General features: G+C 71.8%; 14 protein-coding genes. 2 read left to right on the top strand and 12 right to left on the bottom strand.

The annotated features are described in order from the left end of the window. Positions 1-58: 58 nt before the first annotated feature. The 6 genes from ACTWQC_RS32615 to ACTWQC_RS32590 form a co-directional block, all read right to left on the bottom strand. Positions 59-1,360 carry a M50 family metallopeptidase gene (locus ACTWQC_RS32615; RefSeq protein ID WP_443319470.1) on the bottom strand — a complete coding sequence of 434 codons (1,302 nt, stop codon included), beginning with the start codon at positions 1,358-1,360 and terminating at the stop codon, positions 59-61. Beyond that, positions 1,357-2,607 (bottom strand): 1-deoxy-D-xylulose-5-phosphate reductoisomerase, encoded by a 1,251-nt coding sequence (gene dxr / locus ACTWQC_RS32610; protein ID WP_443319469.1) that lies wholly within the window; start codon positions 2,605-2,607, stop codon positions 1,357-1,359. Before dxr ends, ACTWQC_RS32615 begins: the two co-directional genes overlap by 4 nt. A gap of 109 nt (positions 2,608-2,716) precedes the next feature. Next, on the bottom strand, positions 2,717-4,654 hold the full coding sequence (locus ACTWQC_RS32605) for an acyl-CoA dehydrogenase family protein (protein ID WP_443319468.1): 1,938 nt from the start codon (positions 4,652-4,654) through the stop codon (positions 2,717-2,719). Positions 4,655-4,885: 231 nt separating this feature from the next. Then, positions 4,886-6,331 carry an aldehyde dehydrogenase family protein gene (locus ACTWQC_RS32600; RefSeq protein WP_443319467.1) on the bottom strand — a complete coding sequence of 482 codons (1,446 nt, stop codon included), beginning with the start codon at positions 6,329-6,331 and terminating at the stop codon, positions 4,886-4,888. A gap of 475 nt (positions 6,332-6,806) precedes the next feature. After that, positions 6,807-8,432, bottom strand: coding sequence for a PucR family transcriptional regulator (locus ACTWQC_RS32595; protein ID WP_443319466.1), 1,626 nt, complete (start codon positions 8,430-8,432; stop codon positions 6,807-6,809). 88 nt (positions 8,433-8,520) lie between these two features. Beyond that, positions 8,521-10,848: an ATP/GTP-binding protein gene (locus ACTWQC_RS32590; protein WP_443319465.1), complete on the bottom strand. Its 2,328-nt coding sequence runs from the start codon at positions 10,846-10,848 to the stop codon at positions 8,521-8,523. A 262-nt stretch (positions 10,849-11,110) separates the two neighbouring features. On the opposite strand from ACTWQC_RS32590, the gene gabT reads away from it, so the two are divergent. Together gabT and ACTWQC_RS32580 are read left to right on the top strand one after the other, a co-directional pair. Then, a complete protein-coding gene (gene gabT, locus ACTWQC_RS32585) occupies positions 11,111-12,475 on the top strand; it encodes a 4-aminobutyrate--2-oxoglutarate transaminase (protein WP_443319464.1) in 1,365 nt (454 codons plus the stop codon). Between the two features lie 351 nt (positions 12,476-12,826). Beyond that, the gene (locus ACTWQC_RS32580; RefSeq protein ID WP_443319463.1) at positions 12,827-13,513 is read left to right on the top strand and encodes a phosphatase PAP2 family protein; all 687 of its coding nucleotides are present in this window, start codon (positions 12,827-12,829) and stop codon (positions 13,511-13,513) included. On the opposite strand, the gene ACTWQC_RS32575 is transcribed toward ACTWQC_RS32580, so the two are convergent. From ACTWQC_RS32575 to ACTWQC_RS32550, 6 genes are all read right to left on the bottom strand, one after another. After that, a complete protein-coding gene (locus tag ACTWQC_RS32575; protein ID WP_443319462.1) occupies positions 13,473-14,915 on the bottom strand; it encodes an NAD(P)/FAD-dependent oxidoreductase in 1,443 nt (480 codons plus the stop codon). The two genes, ACTWQC_RS32580 and ACTWQC_RS32575, sit on opposite strands and share 41 nt — an antisense overlap. A gap of 5 nt (positions 14,916-14,920) precedes the next feature. Then, entirely contained in the window at positions 14,921-15,736 is an 816-nt protein-coding gene (locus tag ACTWQC_RS32570) for an ABC transporter permease (RefSeq protein ID WP_443319461.1), read from the bottom strand. Then, a complete protein-coding gene (locus tag ACTWQC_RS32565) occupies positions 15,733-16,668 on the bottom strand; it encodes an ABC transporter permease (protein ID WP_443319460.1) in 936 nt (311 codons plus the stop codon). Before ACTWQC_RS32565 ends, ACTWQC_RS32570 begins: the two co-directional genes overlap by 4 nt. Next, a complete protein-coding gene (locus ACTWQC_RS32560) occupies positions 16,665-17,828 on the bottom strand; it encodes an ABC transporter ATP-binding protein (RefSeq protein ID WP_443319459.1) in 1,164 nt (387 codons plus the stop codon). The genes ACTWQC_RS32565 and ACTWQC_RS32560 overlap by 4 nt, the downstream gene beginning before the upstream one ends. Positions 17,829-17,872: 44 nt before the next feature. Continuing rightward, entirely contained in the window at positions 17,873-19,120 is a 1,248-nt protein-coding gene (locus ACTWQC_RS32555; RefSeq protein WP_443319458.1) for a polyamine ABC transporter substrate-binding protein, read from the bottom strand. Positions 19,121-19,208: 88 nt separating this feature from the next. After that, positions 19,209-20,723, bottom strand: a complete 1,515-nt coding sequence (locus ACTWQC_RS32550; RefSeq protein WP_443319457.1) for a gamma-aminobutyraldehyde dehydrogenase — start codon at positions 20,721-20,723, stop codon at positions 19,209-19,211. Positions 20,724-20,996: the final 273 nt, after the last annotated feature.

The raw sequence follows: 20,996 nt of genomic DNA, 5'->3' as shown, positions 1-20,996 counted from the left end.
CGCGCAAAGGGCGACAGCCGGGCGAAAGGTTCGCCCGACTGTCGCAAAGCGTTCCCGATCAGGAAATTCTGACGGGGTTGACGAGGTCGGCGACCAGCACCAGCAGCGTGAAGCAGATGAAGATCCCGGCGACCACGTAGGCGACCGGCATCAGCTGGGCGACGTCGAACGGGCCGGGGTCGGGCCGCCGGAAGAGGCGCGCCGCGTGCCGCCGCACCGACTCCCACAGGGCGCCCGCGATGTGCCCGCCGTCCAGGGGGAGCAGCGGCAGCATGTTGAACAGGAACAGCGACAGGTTGAAGCCCGCGACCAGGAAGAGCATGGTCGCGATCCGCTGCTCCGGCGGTATGTCGAGGTTGAAGACCTCGCCGCCGACCCGGGCCGCGCCGACCACGCCCATCGGTGAGTCCGGCTCGCGCTCACCGTCACCGAACGCCGCGTCCCACAGGGCCGGGACCTTCGAGGGCAGGTCGACCAGCGACTGGACCCCGGACGTGATCATGTCGCCCATGCGGTCCGCGGACTGGCCGAGGTCCTGCTTGACGACGCCCGTCGCCGGGCTGAAGCCGAGGAAGCCCGCCTTCACGTACTCACCCGGGACCGGGCGGCCGCTTCCGTCGTTCTTGGACACCTGGTTCTCGACCAGGTTCGCGCGCAGGGTCTTCGTCGCCCCGTCCCGCTCGACCGTGATCGTGGCGGGGCCGATGGTGTCGCGGATACGGTCCTGGAGCGCGCCCCAGTCCTCCACCTGGCGGCCGTTGAAGGCGACGATACGGTCGCCGGGCTCGAGGCCGGCCGCCTTGGCGGGCGAGGCCGGGTCGCCGTCGGCGCAGGTGTCGCGGTTCTCGCGCTGCGAGATCACGCAGTCCGAGACGGTGCTGACGGTGGTGGTCTGGGTGTTGATGCCGAAGCCCATCAGCACGCCGAGGAAGACCACGACGGCGAGGATCAGGTTCATGAAGGGCCCGGCGAACATCACGATGACGCGCTTCCACGGCTTGCGCGTGTAGAAGAGCCGCTTCTCGTCCCCGGGCTTGAGCTCCTCGAAGGCCGCGGAGCGGGCATCCTCGATCATGCCGCGCCACGGGGAGGTGGAGCGGGCCTTCATCTTGCCGTCGTCCCCGGGCGGGAACATCCCGATCATGCGGATGTAGCCGCCCAGCGGGATGGCCTTGACGCCGTACTCGGTCTCGCCCTTGCGCCGGGACCAGACGGTCGGCCCGAAGCCGACCATGTACTGCGGCACGCGGATGCCGAAGAGTTTGGCCGTGGACAGGTGCCCCAGCTCGTGCCAGGCGATCGAGATGAGGAGGCCGACGACGAAGACGACTATGCCGAGGACCGTCATCAGTGTCGTCATGCGCGAGCCTCCGCTGTCGCCTTCGCTGCCAGTTCGCGGGCGCGGGCGCGCGCCCAGGTCTCCGCTTCGAGGACGTCCGCGAGTGTCAGGCCAGTTCCCCGCGGCGTGCCGTGTTCGGCGACCACGTCGGCGACGGTATCCACAATTCCATTGAACGGCAGGCTTCCTGTGAGAAATGCGTCGACGCACTCCTCGTTGGCGGCGTTGAACACGGCGGGGGCCGTGCCTCCGAGGGCGCCGACGTGCCGTGCGAGGTCCACGGACGGGAAGGCGTCGGTGTCCAGCGGGAAGAACTCCCAGGTCGACGCCTTCGTCCAGTCGCAGGCGGGCGCCGCGTCCGGCACCCGGCCGGGCCAGCCGAGGCCCAGCGCGATCGGCATCCGCATGTCGGGCGGGCCGGCCTGGAGCAGGGTGGACCCATCGGTGAACTCGACCATGGAGTGGACGTACGACTGCGGGTGGACGACGACCTCGATCCGGTCGAAGGGGACGTCGAAGAGCAGGTGCGCCTCGATGACCTCCAGGCCCTTGTTGACCAGGGTCGCGGAGTTGATCGTGACGACCGGGCCCATGTTCCAGGTCGGGTGGGCGAGGGCCTGCTCGGGGGTGACCTGCGCGAGCTCCGGCTTCGTACGGCCGCGGAACGGGCCTCCGGACGCGGTGACGACGAGCTTGCGGACCTCGGCCCTGCTGCCGCCCATGAGGGCCTGGAAGAGGGCGGAGTGCTCGGAGTCGACGGGCACGATCTGGCCGGGCTTGGCGATCGCCCTGACCAGCGGACCGCCGACGATCAGGGACTCCTTGTTGGCCAGGATGAGGACCCGGCCCGCCTCCAGGGCGGCGAGTGTGGGCGCGAGGCCGATGGAGCCGGTGATGCCGTTCAGGACGGAGTGGCAGTCGGCCGTGGCCAGCTCGGTGGCCGCGTCCGGGCCCGCCAGGATCTCCGGCAGCGGCTCGCCGCCGTACTGCGCGGCCAGCGCCTCGCGCAGCGCCGGTACCGCGTCCTCGCGTGAGACGGCGACGGTACGGACCCCCAGCTGCCGGGCCTGCTCGGCCAGGAGCTCCACCCTGCCGCCTGCGGCGGAGAGGCCGGTGACGCGGAAGCGGCCGGGATTGCGCAGCACCACGTCGATGGCCTGGGTGCCGATCGAGCCTGTGGAGCCGAGGATCACGATGTCCCGGGGCCCGCCGGTGGCGGCGGTGGCCGCGGCGAAGCGGTCGTGGGGGTGGGCGAGAGAGTCCGTCATCCCCCCATTGTGGCCGTAACCCCCGCCTGCGCCGGACGGGCGCCCCCGTCGGGGGCGCCGCGGCGCGGGCGGGAGTGCCCTGGCGGACGGCCGTGCGAAGGCCGGGCGGTCAGCGGATGGGGCGGTGAACGTTGTCCTTCTGGGCCGGGCCCGGAGAGGCGTCGGCGATCCAGGGGCCGTCGCCGCTGGGATCCACGATGCCGTCCTCCAGCCAGGTGTACGCGCCGCCGAGGATGCCTTTGACGACCTTGCGGTCGAGCTCGTCGGTGTTGCTCCACAGCCGCCCGAAGAGCTCGCCCACGCGGACCCGGGACTGCCGGCAGAAAGCGTCGGCCAGCTGGTACGCCTCGTGGCCGTGCTCGCCGGTCGACCGCAGGTGCTCGGCCCGTACGCACGCCGCGCTCATCGCGAAGAGCTCCGCGCCGATGTCGACGATCCGGCCGAGGAAGCCCTGCTTGGTCTCCATCCGGCCCTGCCAGCGGGACATGGCGTAGAAGGTGGAGCGGGCGAGCTTGCGCGAGGAGCGCTCGACGAAGCGCAGGTGGGCGGACAGGTCCGGGTGCCCGGAGCGGTGGAACTCGCCGTATGTGCGGGGGAGTTGTCCGGGTCCCGCGACGAGCTTGGGCAGCCAGCGGGCGTAGAAGCCGCCGGCCCTGGCGCCCGCCTTCGCCTTGTCGGAGAAGGACTTCTCGGGATCGATGAGGTCGCCCGCGACCGAGAGGTGGGCGTCGACGGCCTCGCGGGCGATCAGCAGGTGCATGATCTCGGTCGAGCCCTCGAAGATGCGGTTGATGCGCAGGTCGCGCAGCATCTGCTCGGCGGGCACCGCGCGCTCGCCGCGAGCGGCGAGGGATGCGGCCGTCTCGAAGCCCCGCCCGCCGCGGATCTGCACCAGCTCGTCGGCCATCACGCAGCCCATCTCGGAGCCGTACAGCTTGGCCAGCGCCGCCTCGATACGGATGTCGTTGCGGTCCTCGTCGGCCATCTGGCTGGAGAGGTCCACCACGGCCTCCAGGGCGAAGGTGGTGGCGGCGATGAAGGAGATCTTCGAACCGACGGCCTCGTGGCTGGCGACCGGCTTACCCCACTGCTCGCGGACGCCGGACCACTCGCGGGCGATCTTCAGGCACCACTTGCCGGCGCCGACGCACATGGCGGGGAGGGACAGGCGGCCGGTGTTGAGCGTGGTGAGGGCGATCTTGAGGCCCGCGCCCTCGGGGCCGATGCGGTTGGCGGCCGGCACCCGGACCCGGTGGAAGCGCGTGACGCCGTTCTCGATGCCGCGCAGGCCCATGAAGGCGTTGCGGTTCTCGACGGTGATGCCCTCGGAGGCCGCCTCGACGACGAAGGCGGTGATCCCGCCCTTGTGCCCGTCCGACTTCGGTACGCGGGCCATGACGACGAGGAGGTCGGCGACCACGCCGTTGGTGGTCCAGAGCTTGACGCCGTCGAGGATGTAGTCGTCCCCGTCGGGTACGGCGGTGGTGGCGAGCCGGGCCGGGTCGGAGCCGACGTCGGGCTCGGTGAGCAGGAAGGCCGTGATGTCCGTACGGGCGCACCGCGGCAGGAAGGTCTCCTTCTGCTCCTGGGTCCCGAAGAGCTTCAGGGGCTGGGGCACGCCGATGGACTGGTGGGCGGAGAGCAGGGCGCCGATGGCGGGGCTGGCGGAGCCGACCAGGGCCAGGGCCCGGTTGTAGTACACCTGCGTGAGGCCGAGGCCGCCGTACTTCGTGTCGATCTTCATGCCCAGGGCGCCGAGCTCCTTGAGGCCGTTGATGACCTCGTCCGGGATCTGGGCCTCGCGCTCGATCCGGGCGCTGTCGATCCTCGTCTCGCAGAAGTCGCGCAGCTTGTCGAGGAACTCCTCGCCGCGCCGTACGCCCTCGGCGTCGGGCATGGGGTGCGGATGGATCAGATCGAGCCGGAACCGGCCCAGGAACAGTTCCTTGGCGAAGCTCGGCTTGCGCCAGTCCTGCTCGCGGGCCGCCTCGGCGACCTGCCGCGCTTCACGCTCGGAGACCGTGGGCCTGGTGGATATTGCGGTCATGGCGGTGCTCACCTCGCCGCGGAGTCGGGGACTCTACCTCTACCGGTCGACTTGCTACCTGTAGGTACTACTCGACCGTATGTACCCAATCCGCGGACGGTGTACCAGCCCTCTCGCAGGACGGATACGAACGGAGTAACGCGATACGGGTCGCGTGTCGCCGCTTTCCGGCCGCCGGGAGCCGGGTTCTCCTGAGAGGCCCTGAAGACTCAGCCGAGACCCGGCGGAGTCTCAGAGGTCGATGCCCGTCAGCACCATGACCCGCTCGTATGTGTAGTCGTCCATCGCGAACCGCACGCCCTCGCGGCCCACACCGGACTGCTTGACGCCGCCGTACGGCATCTGGTCCGCGCGGTAGGACGGGACGTCCCCGATGATGACGCCGCCGACCTCGAGCGCGCGGTGGGCGCGGAAGGCGGTCTGCAGGTCGTGCGTGAAAACGCCAGCCTGGAGGCCGTATTTGGAGTCGTTGACCGCCGCGAAGGCCGCGGCCTCGCCGTCCACCTTCTGCAGTGTCAGAACCGGGCCGAAAACCTCCTCACAGGCGATCGTGACATCGGCCGGGACGTCGGCGAGCACGGTCGGGGCGTACGAGGCGCCGTCCCGCTTGCCGCCGGTGAGCAGCTGCGCGCCCGCCTGCACGGCCTCGTCGACCCAGGACTCGACGCGCCTGGCCGCGTCCTCGCTGACCAGCGGGCCGACGTCGGTCGCGCCGTCCGACGGGTCGCCGGTGACCTGCGCCTCGACGGCTGCGACCACCTTGGGGACGAGACGGTCGTAGACCGAGGCGTCCGCGACGACCCGCTGCACGGAGATGCAGGACTGGCCGCCCTGGTAGTTGGAGAAGGTCGCGATGCGGGTCGCGGCCCAGTCGAGGTCGGCCTCGGAGGAGAAGTCGGGCAGGACGACCGCCGCGCCGTTGCCGCCGAGCTCCAGCGTGCAGTGCTTGCGCGGCACCGACTCCATGATCGCGTAGCCGACCTTGTCGGAGCCGGTGAAGGAGATGACCGGCAGCCGCTCGTCCTGGACGAGGGCGGGCATACGGTCGTTGGGAACCGGAAGGATGCTCCAGGCACCGGCCGGCAGGTCGGTCTCGTCGAGCAGCTCGCCGAGGATCAGGCCGGACAGCGGGGTTGCGGGGGCGGGCTTGAGGATGATCGGCGCGCCGACCGCGATCGCCGGGGCGAGCTTGTGGGCACAGAGGTTGAGCGGGAAGTTGAACGGCGCGATGCCGAGCACGGTGCCGCGCGGGAAGCGGCGGGTGAAGGCGAGCCGCCCGACGCCGCCGGCGTCGGTGTCCAGGCGCTGCGCGTCACCGCCGTTGAAGCGGCGGGCCTCCTCGGCCGCGAAGCGGAAGACGGAGACGGCGCGGCCGAGTTCGCCGCGCGCCCACTTGAGGGGCTTGCCGTTCTCGGCCGAGATGAGCCGGGCGATCTCCTCGGTGCGCTCGACGAGGCGGCGCGAGACGTGGTCGAGGGCGGCGGCCCGTACGTGGGCGGGCGTCGCGGCGAACTCGTCGCGGACGGCGTCCGCGGCGGCCACGGCCTCCTCGACCTGGGCCTCGGTGGGAACGCTGACGGTGCCGACGAGGCTGCCGTCCCAGGGGGAGGTGACGTCGAACGTGTCGTCGCCGGTCGCCTCGCGGCCGGCGAGCCAGAAGGCGTGATGTGTGGTCACAGCGGATCCCGGCCCTTCCGAAGTGGTGGGGTTCGTCTCTGCCACCACGGTAGGGGCGGGGGCGGGGGATTTCGTTTGTCCGGGGTGGAGTGGTGCGGCATCTCCACTGGCCGCGGTGGCAATCTTTCCGCCGCGGCGGAAATTCCTCCTGCCGCAGCAGAAAACCTCCCGCTGCGGCGGCGAGCGACCACGGCGGCCGGGTCGGCCGTGCAGAAGCCGGCGCCGAAGAGTGCGGCGTCTCCGCCAACCGCACCGGCAATCCTTCCGCAGCAGCGAAAATCTTCCGCCGCAACGGCGGCAAACCACCGCGGCGGAGCCCGGCGTGCAGAACCCGGCGCAACCGGGCGGCAGCCGTTGCAGCGGGGTTCTGCCGGGTGCGGGCCGTTGTGCCCACCCTCCCCCATAGCCTGGACGGCATGGGGGCACCCCCATCGCCCCAGCGGAACGAATGCCCACAACGGGGGTCCAGTCCGGTCTAGTCCGTGGCTTTGAGGGCCAGCCAGAGTTCCATGCGGACGTCCGGGTCGTCCAGGGAGCGGCCGAGGATCTCCTCGACGCGGCGCATGCGGTAGCGCAGCGTGTGGCGGTGGACGCCGAGGTCCGCGGCGGCCGCGTCCCACTGGCCGTGACGGGAGAGCCAGGCGCGCAGGGAGGCGACCAGGTCGCCGCGGCCCGTCGCGTCGTGCTCGTACAGCGCGCGGAGCATGCCGTCCGCGAAGGCCCGTACGGCGTCGTCGGCGAGGAGCGGGAGAACGGATCCGGCGGCGACCTGCTCGTGCTCGACGAGGGCGCGGCCGCGGCGGCGGGCGACGGAGAGGGCCTGTCGCGCCTGGCGGTAGGCGCTCGCGGCGGCGGCCGGGCCCGCCGGGGCGGAGAGGCCGACGAGCGGCTCCGCGCCCCCGTCCGCGCCCGCTGCCGGCTCGTGCCGCCCGGCCGCCGCACCGCGCCGCTCCTCCAGCGCCTCCGCGTACTCCGTGCAGGCGGCGACCGCTGCCCCGCCGTCGGGGGCCAGGACGATCAGGCGGTCGCCGTCGGGTACGGCCAGGACCGACTCGCCGCCGCGGGCCGCGGCCGCTTCCAGGGCGTCGGCGAGGGCGCCGAGCGGGTCGGCCGCCCCGCCCCCCGCCGCGGCCTCGTCCGCAGCGGCGCCCGGCGCCGTCTCGGCGACGAGTACGCGGAAGGGTGCGTCCAGCAGCCCGCCGTACAGCCCGCCCGCCACCGCCCGCGCGTGGTCCGGCTCGCCCGCCAGCAGCATCCGCAGCACCGCCGCGCCGAGCCGCTGTTCCGCCTCGTGCAGCGAGCGCGAGCGTTCCGTGGTCAGCGTGAGCAGGGCGATCGCGGAGTGCACGGCGTAGCGCTCGGCGGTGCCCAGCGGGGCGCCGGTGCCGACGGCGAGGACGCCACGGGCCCGGCGGCCGGTGCCCAGGGACTGCAGCTCGACCCGGTCCTCGCGGTCGTCGGCCGCGCCCGCGACCGCGCTCGCCGGGGCGGGCCGTTCGCGCAGCCGGGCCACGTCGGCGGCGAGCCGGGCCGCGCGGCGGGCCGCCCACTCGGGCGCCGCCGCGACCACCGCTCCGGACGCGTCGTAGAGCGCCGCCCACCCGTCGACGTGCGCGGCCAGCCGGTCCAGGAGCGCGGTGGGGCCCTCGGCGCTCAGCGCGGCGCGGGTCAGCTCCCGCTGGGCGTCGAAGCCCGCCGTGACGGCCCGGTACTGGTCGGCGGCTATGGCCGCCGAGACGGCCTTGCTGATCGCGATGAAGGGGGTCCTTCGCGGGACCTCGAGCAGCGGGAAGCCCGCCTCCGCCGCCGCGTCGACCAGCGCCTGCGGGATGTCCTCGTAGTTGACGCCGACGGCGAAGCCGAGCCCGACGACGCCCGCGTCCGCCAGCCGCCGTACGTACCGGCGCATCGCGTCCGCGTCCTCGGCGTCGAGCTTCATGGCGGTGGTGAGCAGCAGTTCGCCGCCCTCCATGTACGGGACGGGGTCGTCGAGTTCGCTGGGGTGCGCCCAGCGGACGGCGGTGTCCAGCCGGTCCTCGCCCGCGCGGACGCCGAGCTTGAGCGCGGAGTGCTGGACGAGGGACGCGAGGGTAGGGGGCATGGCACCTTCAAGCGAGGACTTCGCCGTCCCGTATGAACGGCATGGCCCAATTCTGCCTCAGCGGACGAATCCCGGGCATCCGTGCTGGTCAGGAGCGCAGATCCACCAGCACCGGAGGGGCGTGCTCGCCGCGGACCGTGGTCAGCGAGATCACCGCGTGCCCGGCGGGGACGGAGTGGGCCAGCTCGGAAGCGGTCCAGCGCTCCCGCTCCACGGTCCGTACGGTCACCGACTCGGCTGTTACGGCGCGGCCCGTGACGAGCCTGCGCACGGCGTGCACCACGCGTGTGAGCGGCTCGTCCGCGATGATCTGCCGGTTGGTGACATCCCGGGTCTCCACCCAGTCCTTGCCCCACACCTCCGCGAACCGGGCGCCGTCCCACGTCGTCACGCCCGCGAAGGCCATACGGCAGCCGACGGCACCGAGCAGCGGCGTACGCAGAGCCTCCGGAACGTCCTCGAGCGTCCGGAGCGTCAGCACCGCCCCCGCGTTGGCGGAGCGCAGCCGCTGGATACCGCGCAGCGCTTCCGCGGTGACGGTGTGCGTGGCGTCGTCGAGCAGGAGGCAGGCGAAGAGCGAGCGGTCCGTACGGGCCGTGGCGCACTCGGTGAACTGGGCGAGCACGAGGCGCGCCAGCAGCCGCGAGGCCTCCGCGTGACCGCGCTCGGGCAGGTCGATACGGACCCGCAGCGGGTGTTCGAGGGCGCGCAGCGAGAAGGGGCGGCTCGCACCTGTGGCACCCGCGGCGTCCGTGCCAGCCGTGGGGTCGAAGAAGTCCGCGAAGGCGGGCCGGTCGAGGAGCGCGATCCTGTCGGCGAGCAGCGCCCCGACGTCGCCCGCGCGCCCCGACTGCCGTTCGCGCGCGTCGAGTTCGCGCAGCTGCGTAGCGTCGCCCGACTCCTCGAGCGCGGCCCGGAGCGCACCGAGCGCGGCGGACGAGCCGTCCAGCAGCTCGCGCAGCTCCGGTACGGACGGGAAGCGTCCGTGGACGGCCCGGTACGGACCGAGGAGCTGGCCGAGCGCGGTGGCGGCCCTGCGGCTGTCCCCGCCGGGCAGCGTGGCGGCCAGGTCGCCGATCAGGGCTTCCGCGAGCATGCCTGCGGCCGCGTCGGGGTCCGTGGTGCCGCCGTAGAGGTCCAGGTCGTAGGCAGAGTCCGGCCTGCCGAGCCGGATCACGACGTCGAACGCGTCGTCGGGCGCGAGCCCGGCCCCCGCAGCCCCGACGGCGACGACCGCGGCCTGCCCTGCCAGGGCCTGCAGGCACAGCGACTCCAGGACGGGCCGGACGAGGTGAGCGGTTTTCCCCGAGCCGGGCGGCCCGACCGCGAGGAGCGAGGTGCCCAGCAGCCCGGGGTCGAGCGCGCATCCCGCGCCCCGGTGCTGGTACGGATTGCGCTGGTCGTCGGCCGCGTCGCCGATGCGCACCTGGCGCACCCGCAGGTCGTGGCGGCCGATGCGGACGGCCAGGTCGCGCGCGCCGGAGGGGTGCGCGCAGGCGGCGGCGCCATGGCGCTGCACGGTGTCGGTGAAGGCGGCGAGGCGCGAAGGCTGGGCCCGCACGGACTGCCAGGCGCGGCCGATACGGGCATGATCGACGTCGTTCATCCGGCCGGCCCTGGCCTCGTCCGCGAGCTTGTCCGCCACTGCGGAGGCGCCCGCGGCCCGCAGCTCGGGCCACTCGGCGGGGTCGGCGCCCGGCGCCGGAGCCTGCGCCGGTCCTGTCCGCCGTCGCCAGAGCCCCGGCCAGGTGCCGGCCCGCCCGACGACCGTGACGACAGCGGCCACGAGGAGGACGTAGTAGAGGTTCGAGGCCCACTCCAGCCACCACGTGCTGCGCGGCATCTCACGCCATACGCCGGGGAGCAGCACGAACAGCGGCCACAGCGGGATGCCGAACCGCCGCCAGACCGCCCGCCAGTTGCCGACTCGCCCGAAGCCCACGGCGATCAGGCTCAGGACGAGCGCGTCGTAGAGGTAGGTCGCCGCGACGAACAGCTCGTAGTAGTCGCTCCCGGTGTTCCGCCAGGTGTCGGGCACGACCAGCAGGAGCGGCAGCAGCCACCAGTCGTCGACGAAGATCCACCATCCCTCGAGGTATCTGTTCCAGAGCAGCGACCACACCAGCCAGCCGCAGAGGAACGCGATCAGCGCGCCGCTGATCAGCTGGCGCCCGGGGATGCGGTCCGGCTCCTCGGGCGGCCTGGGCCGGTGCCCGTACGCCCAGATGCCGGGCGCGGCCTCGGCCCGCGGGGTGCGCAGCCACGCGAGGAAGTCCCGGCCCTGCTGCCCGGCCGGAACCGTCGGCGGCGCGTCGGGGCGCGGCGGGACACCTTCGGCGCGCGGCGGCCCGGCGGGCCGCGGCACATGCGGGTCGGAGCGCGTGCCGCGCGGGTCGTACGTGCCCTCGGTGTCCATCTGCTCCGCTGCCCCCTGGCCGCCCGGTCCTCGCCAATGCCCCGCTCAATCTAGTGCCCCCGTCAGGGGAGTTCACCGGTCCGCCCGCCCCGGCCGCCATCCCCCACCGCGCCCTGCCTATGTCCGCCGCGGACAACGTGACACGCCCAGCGCTACCTATCGGAGCATGCCCATGGGCCTGCCGCGGGCCTAGCCTGCGTGGGTAGGACCACATCGGGCCACGTAACGCCCCATTCATCCGCACGGACCACAGGAGATCCTCATGACCGCAACCGCCGGAGGCCCCTCGCTCCCGCAGGAGCGCCGCGTCGTCACCGCGATCCCCGGGCCGAAGTCCCAGGAGCTGCAGGCTCGCAGGAGCGCCGCGGTCGCCGGCGGTGTCGGGTCCGTGCTGCCGGTCTTCGCCGCGCGCGCGGGCGGCGGCGTCCTCGAGGACGTGGACGGCAACTCCCTCATCGACTTCGGCTCCGGCATCGCCGTGACCTCGGTCGGCAACTCCGCCGAGGCCGTCGTACGCCGCGCGTCCGCCCAGCTCGCCGACTTCACCCACACCTGTTTCATGGTGGCCCCGTACGAGGGCTACGTGGAGGTCTGCGAGGAGCTGGCCAGGCTCACGCCGGGCGACCACGCGAAGAAGTCCGCGCTGTTCAACTCCGGCGCGGAGGCGGTGGAGAACGCGGTGAAGATCGCCCGCGCGTACACCAGGCGCCAGGCGGTCGTCGTGTTCGACCACGGCTACCACGGCCGGACGAACCTCACGATGGCGCTGACCGCCAAGAACATGCCGTACAAGCACTCCTTCGGCCCGTTCGCGCCCGAGGTCTACCGCGTGCCGCTGGCGTACCCGTACCGCTGGCTGACCGGCCCGGAGAACTGCGCCCAGGAGGCCTCGGCCCAGGCCATCGACATGATCTCCAAGCAGATCGGCGCCGAGAACGTCGCGGCGATCGTGATCGAGCCGGTGCTCGGCGAGGGCGGCTTCATCGAGCCCGCGAAGGGCTTCCTCCCGGCGCTCGCGAAGTTCGCGAGCGACAACGGCATCGTCTTCGTCGCGGACGAGATCCAGTCCGGCTTCTGCCGCACCGGCCAGTGGTTCGCCTGCGAGGACGAGGGGGTCGTCCCGGACCTGATCACCACCGCCAAGGGCATCGCGGGCGGCCTGCCGCTCGCCGCCGTCACCGGCCGCGCCGAGATCATGGACGCGGCGCACGTGGGCGGCCTCGGCGGCACCTACGGCGGCAACCCGGTGGCCTGCGCCGCCGCGCTCGGCGCCATCGAGACGATGCGCGAGCTGGACCTCAACGCGAAGGCCAAGCGCATCGAGGAGGTCATGAAGGGCCGCCTGTCCGCGATGCAGGAGAAGTACGCCCACAACGATCGATTCAGCATCGGTGACGTCCGCGGGCGTGGCGCGATGATCGCGATCGAGCTGGTGAAGTCCGGCTCGAAGGACCCGAACCCGGAGGCGACGGCGGCGCTGGCGAAGGCCTGCCACCAGGAGGGCCTGCTGGTCCTCACCTGCGGTACGTACGGGAACGTGCTGCGCTTCCTGCCGCCGCTGGTCATCGGCGAGGACCTGCTGAACGAGGGCCTGGACATCCTCGAGGGCGCACTCGCCGGGCTGTGATCCGGCGCGGGCCCGGAGTGATCCACTGGGCCGTCTGTGAGGCGGCGTGAAGAATGTGTGGGGGGCCGATGGCGGACGGGCGATCCGTCTGTCGGGCCCGCCCCGCCTGGCGTACCGTTCCTGCAGATGAGAGAAACACCCCGCTCGCAGGGGACTGCGGGCGATGTCGAGTCGGCGCATCCCCAGCCCCGGCCCGGCCGTGCCCTCGCGCACACCACCGGGGCTTCCGGCTCCGGAACTCCTCACCGGTCGGACGGCCGCCCGCCCCATACCCCCCGGGGCGCGCGGCACACCGGTCGTGATGACCGCCCTGGAACTCTCCCCCCTGTTCCGGGGCGGTCGCGTTTCCCGGTGCCGCTTGTCCGCGTCGTCGTTTCCGCGCTGTGCGCGGCGCTCTTCGGACTCCTCACCTGGCAGGTGGTGACGGGGGGTCCGCTGCGCGCGCTGGACGAGCGGGCGGGCCGGAGCGTCTTCCGCCCCGGCGACTGGGTCCTCGCCGCCGAGCGCGCCGCCGACCTGGGCAACACGCAGGTCGCACTGCCGGTGCTGGGGGCAGCTGTCTGCTTCTCACTGTGGCGGGGCGTGCGCGGTGGCCGCGACGGCGTACGGCGCTGGTGGCTGCCGTCCCTGCTCGCCACGCTCGCCATGGCGGCCGTCCCGGCGATCGTCGTCCCGCTCAAGATCTGGATCGGCCGTCCCGGTCCGCTCGGTCCCGCGGAGGACTACGGCTGGTACCCCTCGGGCCACGCGGCGACGGCCGCCGTCGCGTACGGCACGGCGGCGCTGCTGCTGACGCCCGCGCTGCGCCGGGCCCTCGCCCGGCGCCTGCTCGCGGCCGCGACCGTCCTGCTCAATCTCGCGGTGGGCACCGGCCTGGTGCTCCGCGCCTATCACTGGCCCCTGGACGTCGTGGCCAGCTGGCTCCTCTTCGGTGCACTGCTCTGCGCCCTGGCCGGCCCGGTCGGCAGCCCGGTTCGCGGGCCGGCCCCCCGGCCGCCTACGCGTCGAAGCCGAGGCCGATCCGGTCCATCGCTCTGAGCCAGAGGTTGCGCCGCCCGCCCCCCGCATCCGCGCGGGCCAGCGACCACTGGGTGATGCCGATGCCCGCCCAGCGCACCGGCTCGGGCGGGAAGGGCAGCGGCTTCGTACGGACCATGTCCGTCTCCGTGCGCTCGGTGCGCTCGCCGCTCAGCAGATCGAGCATCACGTCCGCGCCGAAGCGGGTGGCGCCAACGCCCAGGCCCGTATAGCCGACGGCGTACGCGACGCGGCCGCGGTGGGCCGTGCCGAAGAACGGTGAGAAGCGGGAGCAGGTGTCGATGACCCCGCCCCAGGTGTGCGTGAAGCGCACGCCCTCCAGCTGCGGGAAGCAGCGGAAGAAATGGCCGGCGAGCTTGAGATACGTCTCGGGGCGCTGGTTGTAGTCCTCGGCGATCCGGCCGCCGTAGTGGTAGATGACGTCGTAGCCGCCCCACAGGATGCGGTTGTCGGCCGTCAGCCGGAAGTAGTGGAAGTGGTTGGCGCTGTCGCTCAGCCCCTGGCGGTTCCGCCAGCCGATCGAGGCCAGCTGCTCGTCGCCCAGCGGCTCGGTCATCAGCGCGTAGTCGTAGACGGGCACCACGTACGGGCGCACGCGGCGCACCAGGGACGGGAAGGCGTTGGTGCCGAGCGCCACCTGGCGGGCGCGCACCCTGCCGTACGGGGTGCGGACGCCCATGCCCGCGCCGTGCGGGGCGAGTTCGGTGGCGGGCGTGTGCTCGTAGAGGCGTACGCCGAGCTCGAGGCAGGCGCGCTTGAGGCCCCAGGCGAGGCGGGCTGGGTTGAGCATCGCCACACCAGTCCGGTCCCAGACGCCGGCCAGGAAGGTCGGTGAATCGACCTCGGCCCGGACGGCGTCGCGGTCCAGGAAGGTGAGCTCGATGCCCAGCCCGGCCGCCTTCTCGGAGCTCTCGCGCACCTCGGCGACCTGATACGGCTCGGTGGCGAGGTCGATCTCGCCGGTGCGCTCGTAGGCGCAGTCGATGCCGTAACGGGCGACGGCGGACTCGATCGCGTCCAGGTTGCGGTGGCCGAGCGCCTCCAGCTTCGGCAGTTCCCCGGGCCAGCGGGCCAGGCCGTTGGCGAAACCGTGGGTGAGGGAGGCCGCGCAGAAGCCGCCGTTGCGGCCGGAGGCCGCCCACCCGGCCTCCTTCGCCTCGATGAGGACGACGTCCCGGCCGGGGTCGCGCTCCTTGGCGAGGAGCGCGGTCCACAGTCCCGAGTACCCGCCGCCGACGACGAGCAGGTCGCACTGCTCGTCGCCGACGAGGGCGGGCCGGGCGCGTGGTTTGGCAGGGTCGTCCAGCCAGTACGGGACGGGCTGGGCGTCGGCCAGTGATGATGCGGCAGGGGGTCCGGGGGTGTTGCCCCCGGAAGAGAGGTGCATGGCTCCGGTGGCCATGATTCTCAGCTCCTCTTGCGGCGGCCGCCGAGCAGCTGCCCGGCGAGTACGCACAGGACGGCGACCGCGAACATCGCCGTGCCGATGACATTGATCTGGACGGGCGTGCCGCGCTGCGCCGAACCCCATACGAACATGGGGAAGGTGACCGTCGAGCCCGCGTTGAAGTTGGTGATGATGAAGTCGTCGAAGGAGAGCGCGAAGGCGAGCAGCGCTCCCGCGGCGATGCCGGGCGCGGCGATCGGCAGGGTGACCCGGAGGAAGGTCTGCACGGGGCCCGCGTAGAGGTCCTGCGCGGCCTGTTCGAGCCGCGGGTCCATGCTCATCACCCTGGCCTTGACCGCCGTGACGACGAAGCTGAGGCAGAACATGATGTGGGCGATGAGGATCGTCCAGAAGCCGAACTCCGCGCCCAGGTTGAGGAAGAGCGTGCCCAGCGAAGCCGCCATGACGACCTCGGGCATGGCCATCGGCAGGAAGATCAGGCTGTTGACGGCGCCGCGCGCCCGGAAGCGGTAGCGGGCGAGCGCGAAGGCGATCATCGTGCCGAGCACGGTCGCGCCGACGGTCGCCCAGAACGCGATCTGCAGGCTCAGCGCGAGCGAGCCGCAGAGGTCGGCGACGCCGCACGGGTCGGTCCAGGCGTCGGTGGAGAACCGCTGCCACGCGTAGTTGAACCGCCCGTTGGGCTTGTTGAAGGAGAAGACCATGACGATGACGTTCGGCACGATCAGAGAGGCGAGCGTGAGCACGCCCGCGATCACCACGAGGTGACGGCGGCCCCAGCCGAATATGCGACTCCGTCGCGCGGACGCATTCATACGAGGTCCTCCGTCCCGGACTTGCGGATGTAGACGGTGACCATCGCGAGGATCGCCGCCATGAGGATGAAGGAGAGCGCGGCGGCCGTCGGGTAGTCGAGGACGCGCAGGAACTGCGACTGGATGACGTTGCCGACCATCTTCTCGTCCGTGGAGCCCAGCAGTTCGGCGTTGATGTAGTCGCCGGTCGCCGGGATGAAGGTGAGCAGGGTGCCCGCGACGACGCCCGGCATGGACAGCGGGAAGGTCACCTTCCGGAATGCCGTGAAGGGGCGGGCGTAGAGGTCACCGGCGGCCTCGTGCAGCCGGCCGTCGATTCGCTCCAGCGAGGTGTAGAGCGGAAGGATCATGAACGGCAGGAAATTGTAGGTGAGGCCGCAGATCACCGCGAGCGGCGTGGCCAGCACCCGGTGCCCGTCCGTGACGCCGAGCCAGGAGGTCACATCCAGGATGTGCAGGGTGTTGAGTGCTCCGACGACCGGGCCGCCGTCGGCGAGGATCGTCTTCCACGCGAGCGTACGGATCAGGAAGCTGGTGAAGAACGGCGCGATGACCAGGATCAGCACCAGGTTGCGCCAGCGGCCCGCCCGGAAAGCGATGGTGTACGCGAGCGGGTACCCGACCAGCAGGCACAGCAGCGTAGCGGTGCCGGAGTAGAGCACCGACTTCAAGAACTGCGGGTAGTACTCGGTGAGCGCGTCCCAGTAGGTCGCGAAGTGCCAGGTGACCTGGTAGCCGGTCTCCAGGCTGCCGGTCTGCACGGAGGTCGAGGCCTGGTAGACCATCGGCGCGACGAAGAAGACCAGCAGCCAGACGATGCCGGGCAGCAGCAGCCAGTAGGGGACCAGGCGCTTGCGGGCGGCGGGCTGCCGTTCCCCGGGGGACGGGGAGGAGGGTGCGGGGGGCGCTTCGGCCGCCTGGGTGGCTGTCATGCGCGCTCCTCGACCAGCTCGGTGCCCGCATCGGCATCCTGGGCAGCGTCGAGGCCGAAGGTGTGGGCGGGGTTCCAGTGCAGGACGACTTCGGCGCCGGGCACCAGCCGTCCGTCCCGCTCGATGTTCTGCTCGTAGACGGCCAGTTCTCCGGCAGCCGGGCTCTGGACCACGTACTGCGTGGACACGCCGATGAAGCTCGCGTCCGTGATGCGGCCGGTGAGCCGGTTCCGCCCGTCGGCGATGGACCCGGCCTCGTCGGCGTGGACCAGGGACACCTTCTCGGGGCGGACGCCGGCGAGGATCTTCCCGCCGGTGCAGGTCTGGGTGGAACACCGGGCGGCGGGCAGCCGGAGCTTGCCGTCGCCGGCCCTGAGCAGCAGGTCGTCGCCGCCCGCCTCGGCGACCTCGGCCTCGATGAGGTTGGAGGTGCCGAGGAAGTTGGCGACGAAGGTGGTGCTCGGATTCTCGTAGAGGTCGGCGGGGGCGCCGAGTTGCTCGACCCGCCCCGCCTTCATCACCGCGACCGTGTCGGCCATGGTCATGGCCTCCTCCTGGTCGTGGGTGACATGAACGAACGTGGTCCCGACCTCGGTCTGGATCCGCTTCAGCTCGAGTTGCATCTGGCGGCGCAGCTTGAGGTCGAGGGCGCCCAGCGGCTCGTCGAGCAGCAGCACCTGGGGGTGGTTGATGAGCGCGCGGGCGACGGCGACGCGCTGCTGCTGGCCGCCGGAGAGCTGGTGCGGCTTCCGGCGGGCCATGGGCCCGAGCTCGACCAGCTCCAGCATCTCCTCGACCTGCTTCTTCACGGACTTGACGCCGCGGCGGCGCAGCCCGAAGGCGACGTTCTCGTAGATGTCGAGGTGCGGGAAGAGCGCGTAGTTCTGGAAGACGGTGTTGACCGGGCGCTTGTACGCGGGCAGGGCGGTGACGTCCTTGCCCGCCAGCTCGACGCTGCCGGTGGTGGGCTCCTCCAGGCCCGCGATCATGCGCAGGGTCGTGGTCTTGCCGCAGCCGGAGGCGCCGAGGAGGGCGAAGAAGGAGCCCGCGGGTATGGCGAGGTCGAGCGGGTGGACGGCGGTGAAGGACCCGTACGTCTTGCTGATCCCGGCGAGGCGGACGTCTCCGCCGCTGCTGCTGTTCGAGGCGGTCTCTGTCATGGGGGCAGTCCAGTGGTTCGGGGGCGGGCGGGGACCGGTGGCCGTCAGGCGCCGATGAGCTTGGCGAACTTCTCCTCGTACGCCGTCTCTTCCTTCGAGGAGAGGAGGCGGAAGGTGTGGGCCTTCTCCGTGAACTTCTCGTCCGGGAGGATCAGGGGGTCGGCGGCGAGATCCTTGTCGATCTTCGCCAGCTCCTCGCGGACGCCGTCGACCGGGCACACGTAGTTGATGTAGGCGGCTATCTGCGCGGCGACCTTGGGCTCGTAGACGTAGTCGATGAACCGCTCGGCGTTCTTCTTGTGCCGTGCCTTGTTGGGGATCAGCAGGTTGTCCGTGGACATCATGAAACCGGCGTCCGGGAGGGCGAATTTGATCGCCGGGTTGTCGGCCTGAAGCTGCACCAGGTCGCCCGCCCAGGCGATACAGGCCGCGATGTCGCCCTTGTCGAGGTCGTCGACGTAATCGTTGCCGGTGAAGCGGCGGATCTGCTTGCGATCGACGGCCTTCTGGATGCGGGCGATGGCGGCGTCGAAGTCGTCGTCCTGGAAGTCCTCGGGCTCCTTGTCCATGTCGAGGAGCGTCAGGCCGATGGTGTCGCGCATCTCGGTCAGCAGGCCGACCCTGCCCGCCAGCCGGGGGTCCTCGAGGAGCTGGGTGACGGAGGTGACCTTGCGGCCCTCGGTCGCCTTCTCGTTGTACGCGACGACCGCGGGGATGCCGGTCCAGGCGTAGGAGTGGGCACGGACCGGGTCCCAGTCGGGGCTGCGGAATCCCTCGGCGAGGTTGGCGTAGGCGTGGGGCACGTTGGACTGGTCGAGCTTCTGCACCCAGCCGAGCCGGATCATGCGGCCCGCGAGCCAGTCGGTCACGCAGATCAGGTCGCGCCCGGTGTCCTGGCCCGCGGCGAGCTGTGGCTTGATCTTGCCGAAGAACTCGACGTTGTCGTTGATGTCCTCGGTGTACTTGACGGTGATGCCGGTGCGGCGCTCGAACTCCTCCAGAGACGGCCGGCGCTTGTTGTCGTCGCTGACGTCGATGTACTCCGTCCAGTTGGAGAAGTTGAGCTTCTTCTCCTTGTCGGAGTAGTCATCGGACTTCCCGGTCCCCCCTGCCCGGGTCGCGGGCGGAATGCCGCAGGCGCTGAGCGCCGCGGCCCCGCCGAGGGCCAGCGCCCCGCCGCCGGCGGCGTGCAGCAGCGACCGGCGGCTGAGGGCGCCGCGACCGCTGGTCATGCTGCGCCGGATGGCGGCGAGCTGCGGCGCGGACAGGGTCTCTGGCTCGTACTGCTCCATTGCGCTGTGCCCTTTCAAGGGTGTCGGTCAGCGGTGAGGGTGCCGGTCGGGTGGCGGGAGCGCCGGTGGGCCGGCGGAGGGGCGCCGGTCAGCGGTCGCCGAAGACGGTGCGGTGCCAGTCCTTCCTGACCACCGCCGTGTTGTCGTACATCACATGCTTGACCTGCGTGTACTCGTCGAAGGAGTACGCCGACATGTCCTTGCCGAAGCCGGAGGCCTGGTATCCGCCGTGCGGCATCTCGCTGATGATCGGGATGTGGTCGTTGACCCACACGCAGCCGGCCTTGATCTCTCGGGTCGCCCGCCCGGTGCGGTACACGTCGCGGCTCCAGGCCGAGGCGGCGAGCCCGTACGGGGTGTCGTTGGCGAGCGCCAGACCTTCGTCGTCGCTGTCGAAGGGCAGCACGACCAGGACCGGGCCGAAGATCTCGGACTGGACGATCTCGCTGTCCTGGGCCGCGCCGGTGACCAGGGTCGGGCGGTAGTACGCGCCCTGGGCGAGCTCGCCCTGCGGTGCCTCGCCGCCGGTGACGACGGTGGCGTAGGAGCGGGCCCGGTCGACGAAGCCCGCGACGCGATCGCGCTGGACGTGCGAGATGAGCGGTCCGAGGTCGGTCGCCGGGTCGGCGGGGTCGCCGAGCCGGACGGTGGCCATCAGGTCGGCGACCCCGGAGACGAAGGCGTCGTAGAGGGGCCGCTGGACGTACGCGCGCGTGGCGGCGGTGCAGTCCTGGCCGGTGTTGATCAGGGCGCCGGCGACCGCGCCGTGCACGGCGGCCTCGAGGTCGGCGTCGTCGAAGACGACGAAGGGCGCCTTGCCGCCGAGCTCGAGGTGGAGGCGCTTGACGGTGCCGGTGGCGATCTCGGCGACGCGCTTGCCGACCGCGGTGGAGCCGGTGAAGGAGGTCATGGCGACCGCGCCGTGTCCGACGAGGTGCTCGCCCGCGTCCTTGCCCGCGCCGCTGACGATGTTGACGACCCCGTCGGGGATGCCCGCCTCGGTGGCGGCCTGGGCGAACATCAGGGAGGTCAGCGGGGTGAGTTCGGCGGGCTTGAGGACGATGGTGTTGCCCGCGGCGATGGCCGGGAGAACCTTCCAGGCAGCCATCTGGAGCGGGTAGTTCCAGGGGGCGATGGAACCGACGACGCCGATGGGCTCGCGGCGGATGTACGAGGTGTGGTCGCCGCTGTACTCCCCCGCCGACCTGCCCTCGAGGTGGCGGGCGGCGCCCGCGAAGAAGGCCGTGTTGTCGACCGAGCCGGGCACGTCGAACTCGGTCGTGAGCTTGATGGGCTTGCCGCACTGGAGCGACTCGGCACGGGCGAGGTCCTCGGCGCGCTCGGCGAGCACGGCGGCGAAGCGGTGCAGGGCGCCGGAGCGCTCACCGGGTGTCGCACCCGCCCACTCCGGGAAGGCCCGCGCGGCCGCCCCGACGGCGGCGTCGACGTCGGCGGTCCCGGCCAGCTCGTACTCGTAGACCCGCTCGCCCGTGGCGGGGTCGACGACCGCGTGCCTGCGCCCCGATGTGCCGGGGCGCAACTGCCCCTCGATGTACTGGGCCCCGACTGCGAAGAGGTCCTCTGCCGGGAAGGGATTGCTCATGTCGCTCTCCTCCGCCGGCCCGCCCCCTGCGGCGGAGGCCAGCGTAGTTCCAGCTTCGATTGAAGGCTGATCCTGACAGAGGAGGGGTCGACCAACAAGGGATTCCGTTGTTGCCTTTTGATTACGCGACGGAATCGGTCGGTCAATGTGTCGGGCGGGGGTGCTCTTCGGCGTACGGAGTGTCGGTGGCGGGTGCGAGGCGCGTGTGAGCGCGTGCTTCGTGCATGCGGATGGGGGTAAGGGGGATGCCCCCACAAAACCCCACGACCAAAG

The sequence above is a fragment of the Streptomyces sp. 8N616 genome (assembly GCF_052246385.1).
Classification (GTDB): domain Bacteria; phylum Actinomycetota; class Actinomycetes; order Streptomycetales; family Streptomycetaceae; genus Streptomyces.
This window is presented reverse-complemented; position numbering and strand designations above follow the sequence as displayed.

What these genes read in the sequence shown, in the direction of transcription:
- ACTWQC_RS32605 (WP_443319468.1), bottom strand. Translation starts at nt 4,654, where the DNA reads ATGACCGCAATATCCACCAGGCCCACGGTCTCCGAGCGTGAAGCGCGG.
- dxr (WP_443319469.1), bottom strand. Translation starts at nt 2,607, where the DNA reads ATGACGGACTCTCTCGCCCACCCCCACGACCGCTTCGCCGCGGCCACC.
- ACTWQC_RS32560 (WP_443319459.1), bottom strand. Translation starts at nt 17,828, where the DNA reads ATGACAGAGACCGCCTCGAACAGCAGCAGCGGCGGAGACGTCCGCCTC.
- ACTWQC_RS32615 (WP_443319470.1), bottom strand. Translation starts at nt 1,360, where the DNA reads ATGACGACACTGATGACGGTCCTCGGCATAGTCGTCTTCGTCGTCGGC.
- gabT (WP_443319464.1), top strand. Translation starts at nt 11,111, where the DNA reads ATGACCGCAACCGCCGGAGGCCCCTCGCTCCCGCAGGAGCGCCGCGTC.
- ACTWQC_RS32565 (WP_443319460.1), bottom strand. Translation starts at nt 16,668, where the DNA reads ATGACAGCCACCCAGGCGGCCGAAGCGCCCCCCGCACCCTCCTCCCCG.
- ACTWQC_RS32555 (WP_443319458.1), bottom strand. Translation starts at nt 19,120, where the DNA reads ATGGAGCAGTACGAGCCAGAGACCCTGTCCGCGCCGCAGCTCGCCGCC.
- ACTWQC_RS32550 (WP_443319457.1), bottom strand. Translation starts at nt 20,723, where the DNA reads ATGAGCAATCCCTTCCCGGCAGAGGACCTCTTCGCAGTCGGGGCCCAG.
- ACTWQC_RS32575 (WP_443319462.1), bottom strand. Translation starts at nt 14,915, where the DNA reads ATGGCCACCGGAGCCATGCACCTCTCTTCCGGGGGCAACACCCCCGGA.
- ACTWQC_RS32595 (WP_443319466.1), bottom strand. Translation starts at nt 8,432, where the DNA reads ATGCCCCCTACCCTCGCGTCCCTCGTCCAGCACTCCGCGCTCAAGCTC.
- ACTWQC_RS32590 (WP_443319465.1), bottom strand. Translation starts at nt 10,848, where the DNA reads ATGGACACCGAGGGCACGTACGACCCGCGCGGCACGCGCTCCGACCCG.
- ACTWQC_RS32570 (WP_443319461.1), bottom strand. Translation starts at nt 15,736, where the DNA reads ATGAATGCGTCCGCGCGACGGAGTCGCATATTCGGCTGGGGCCGCCGT.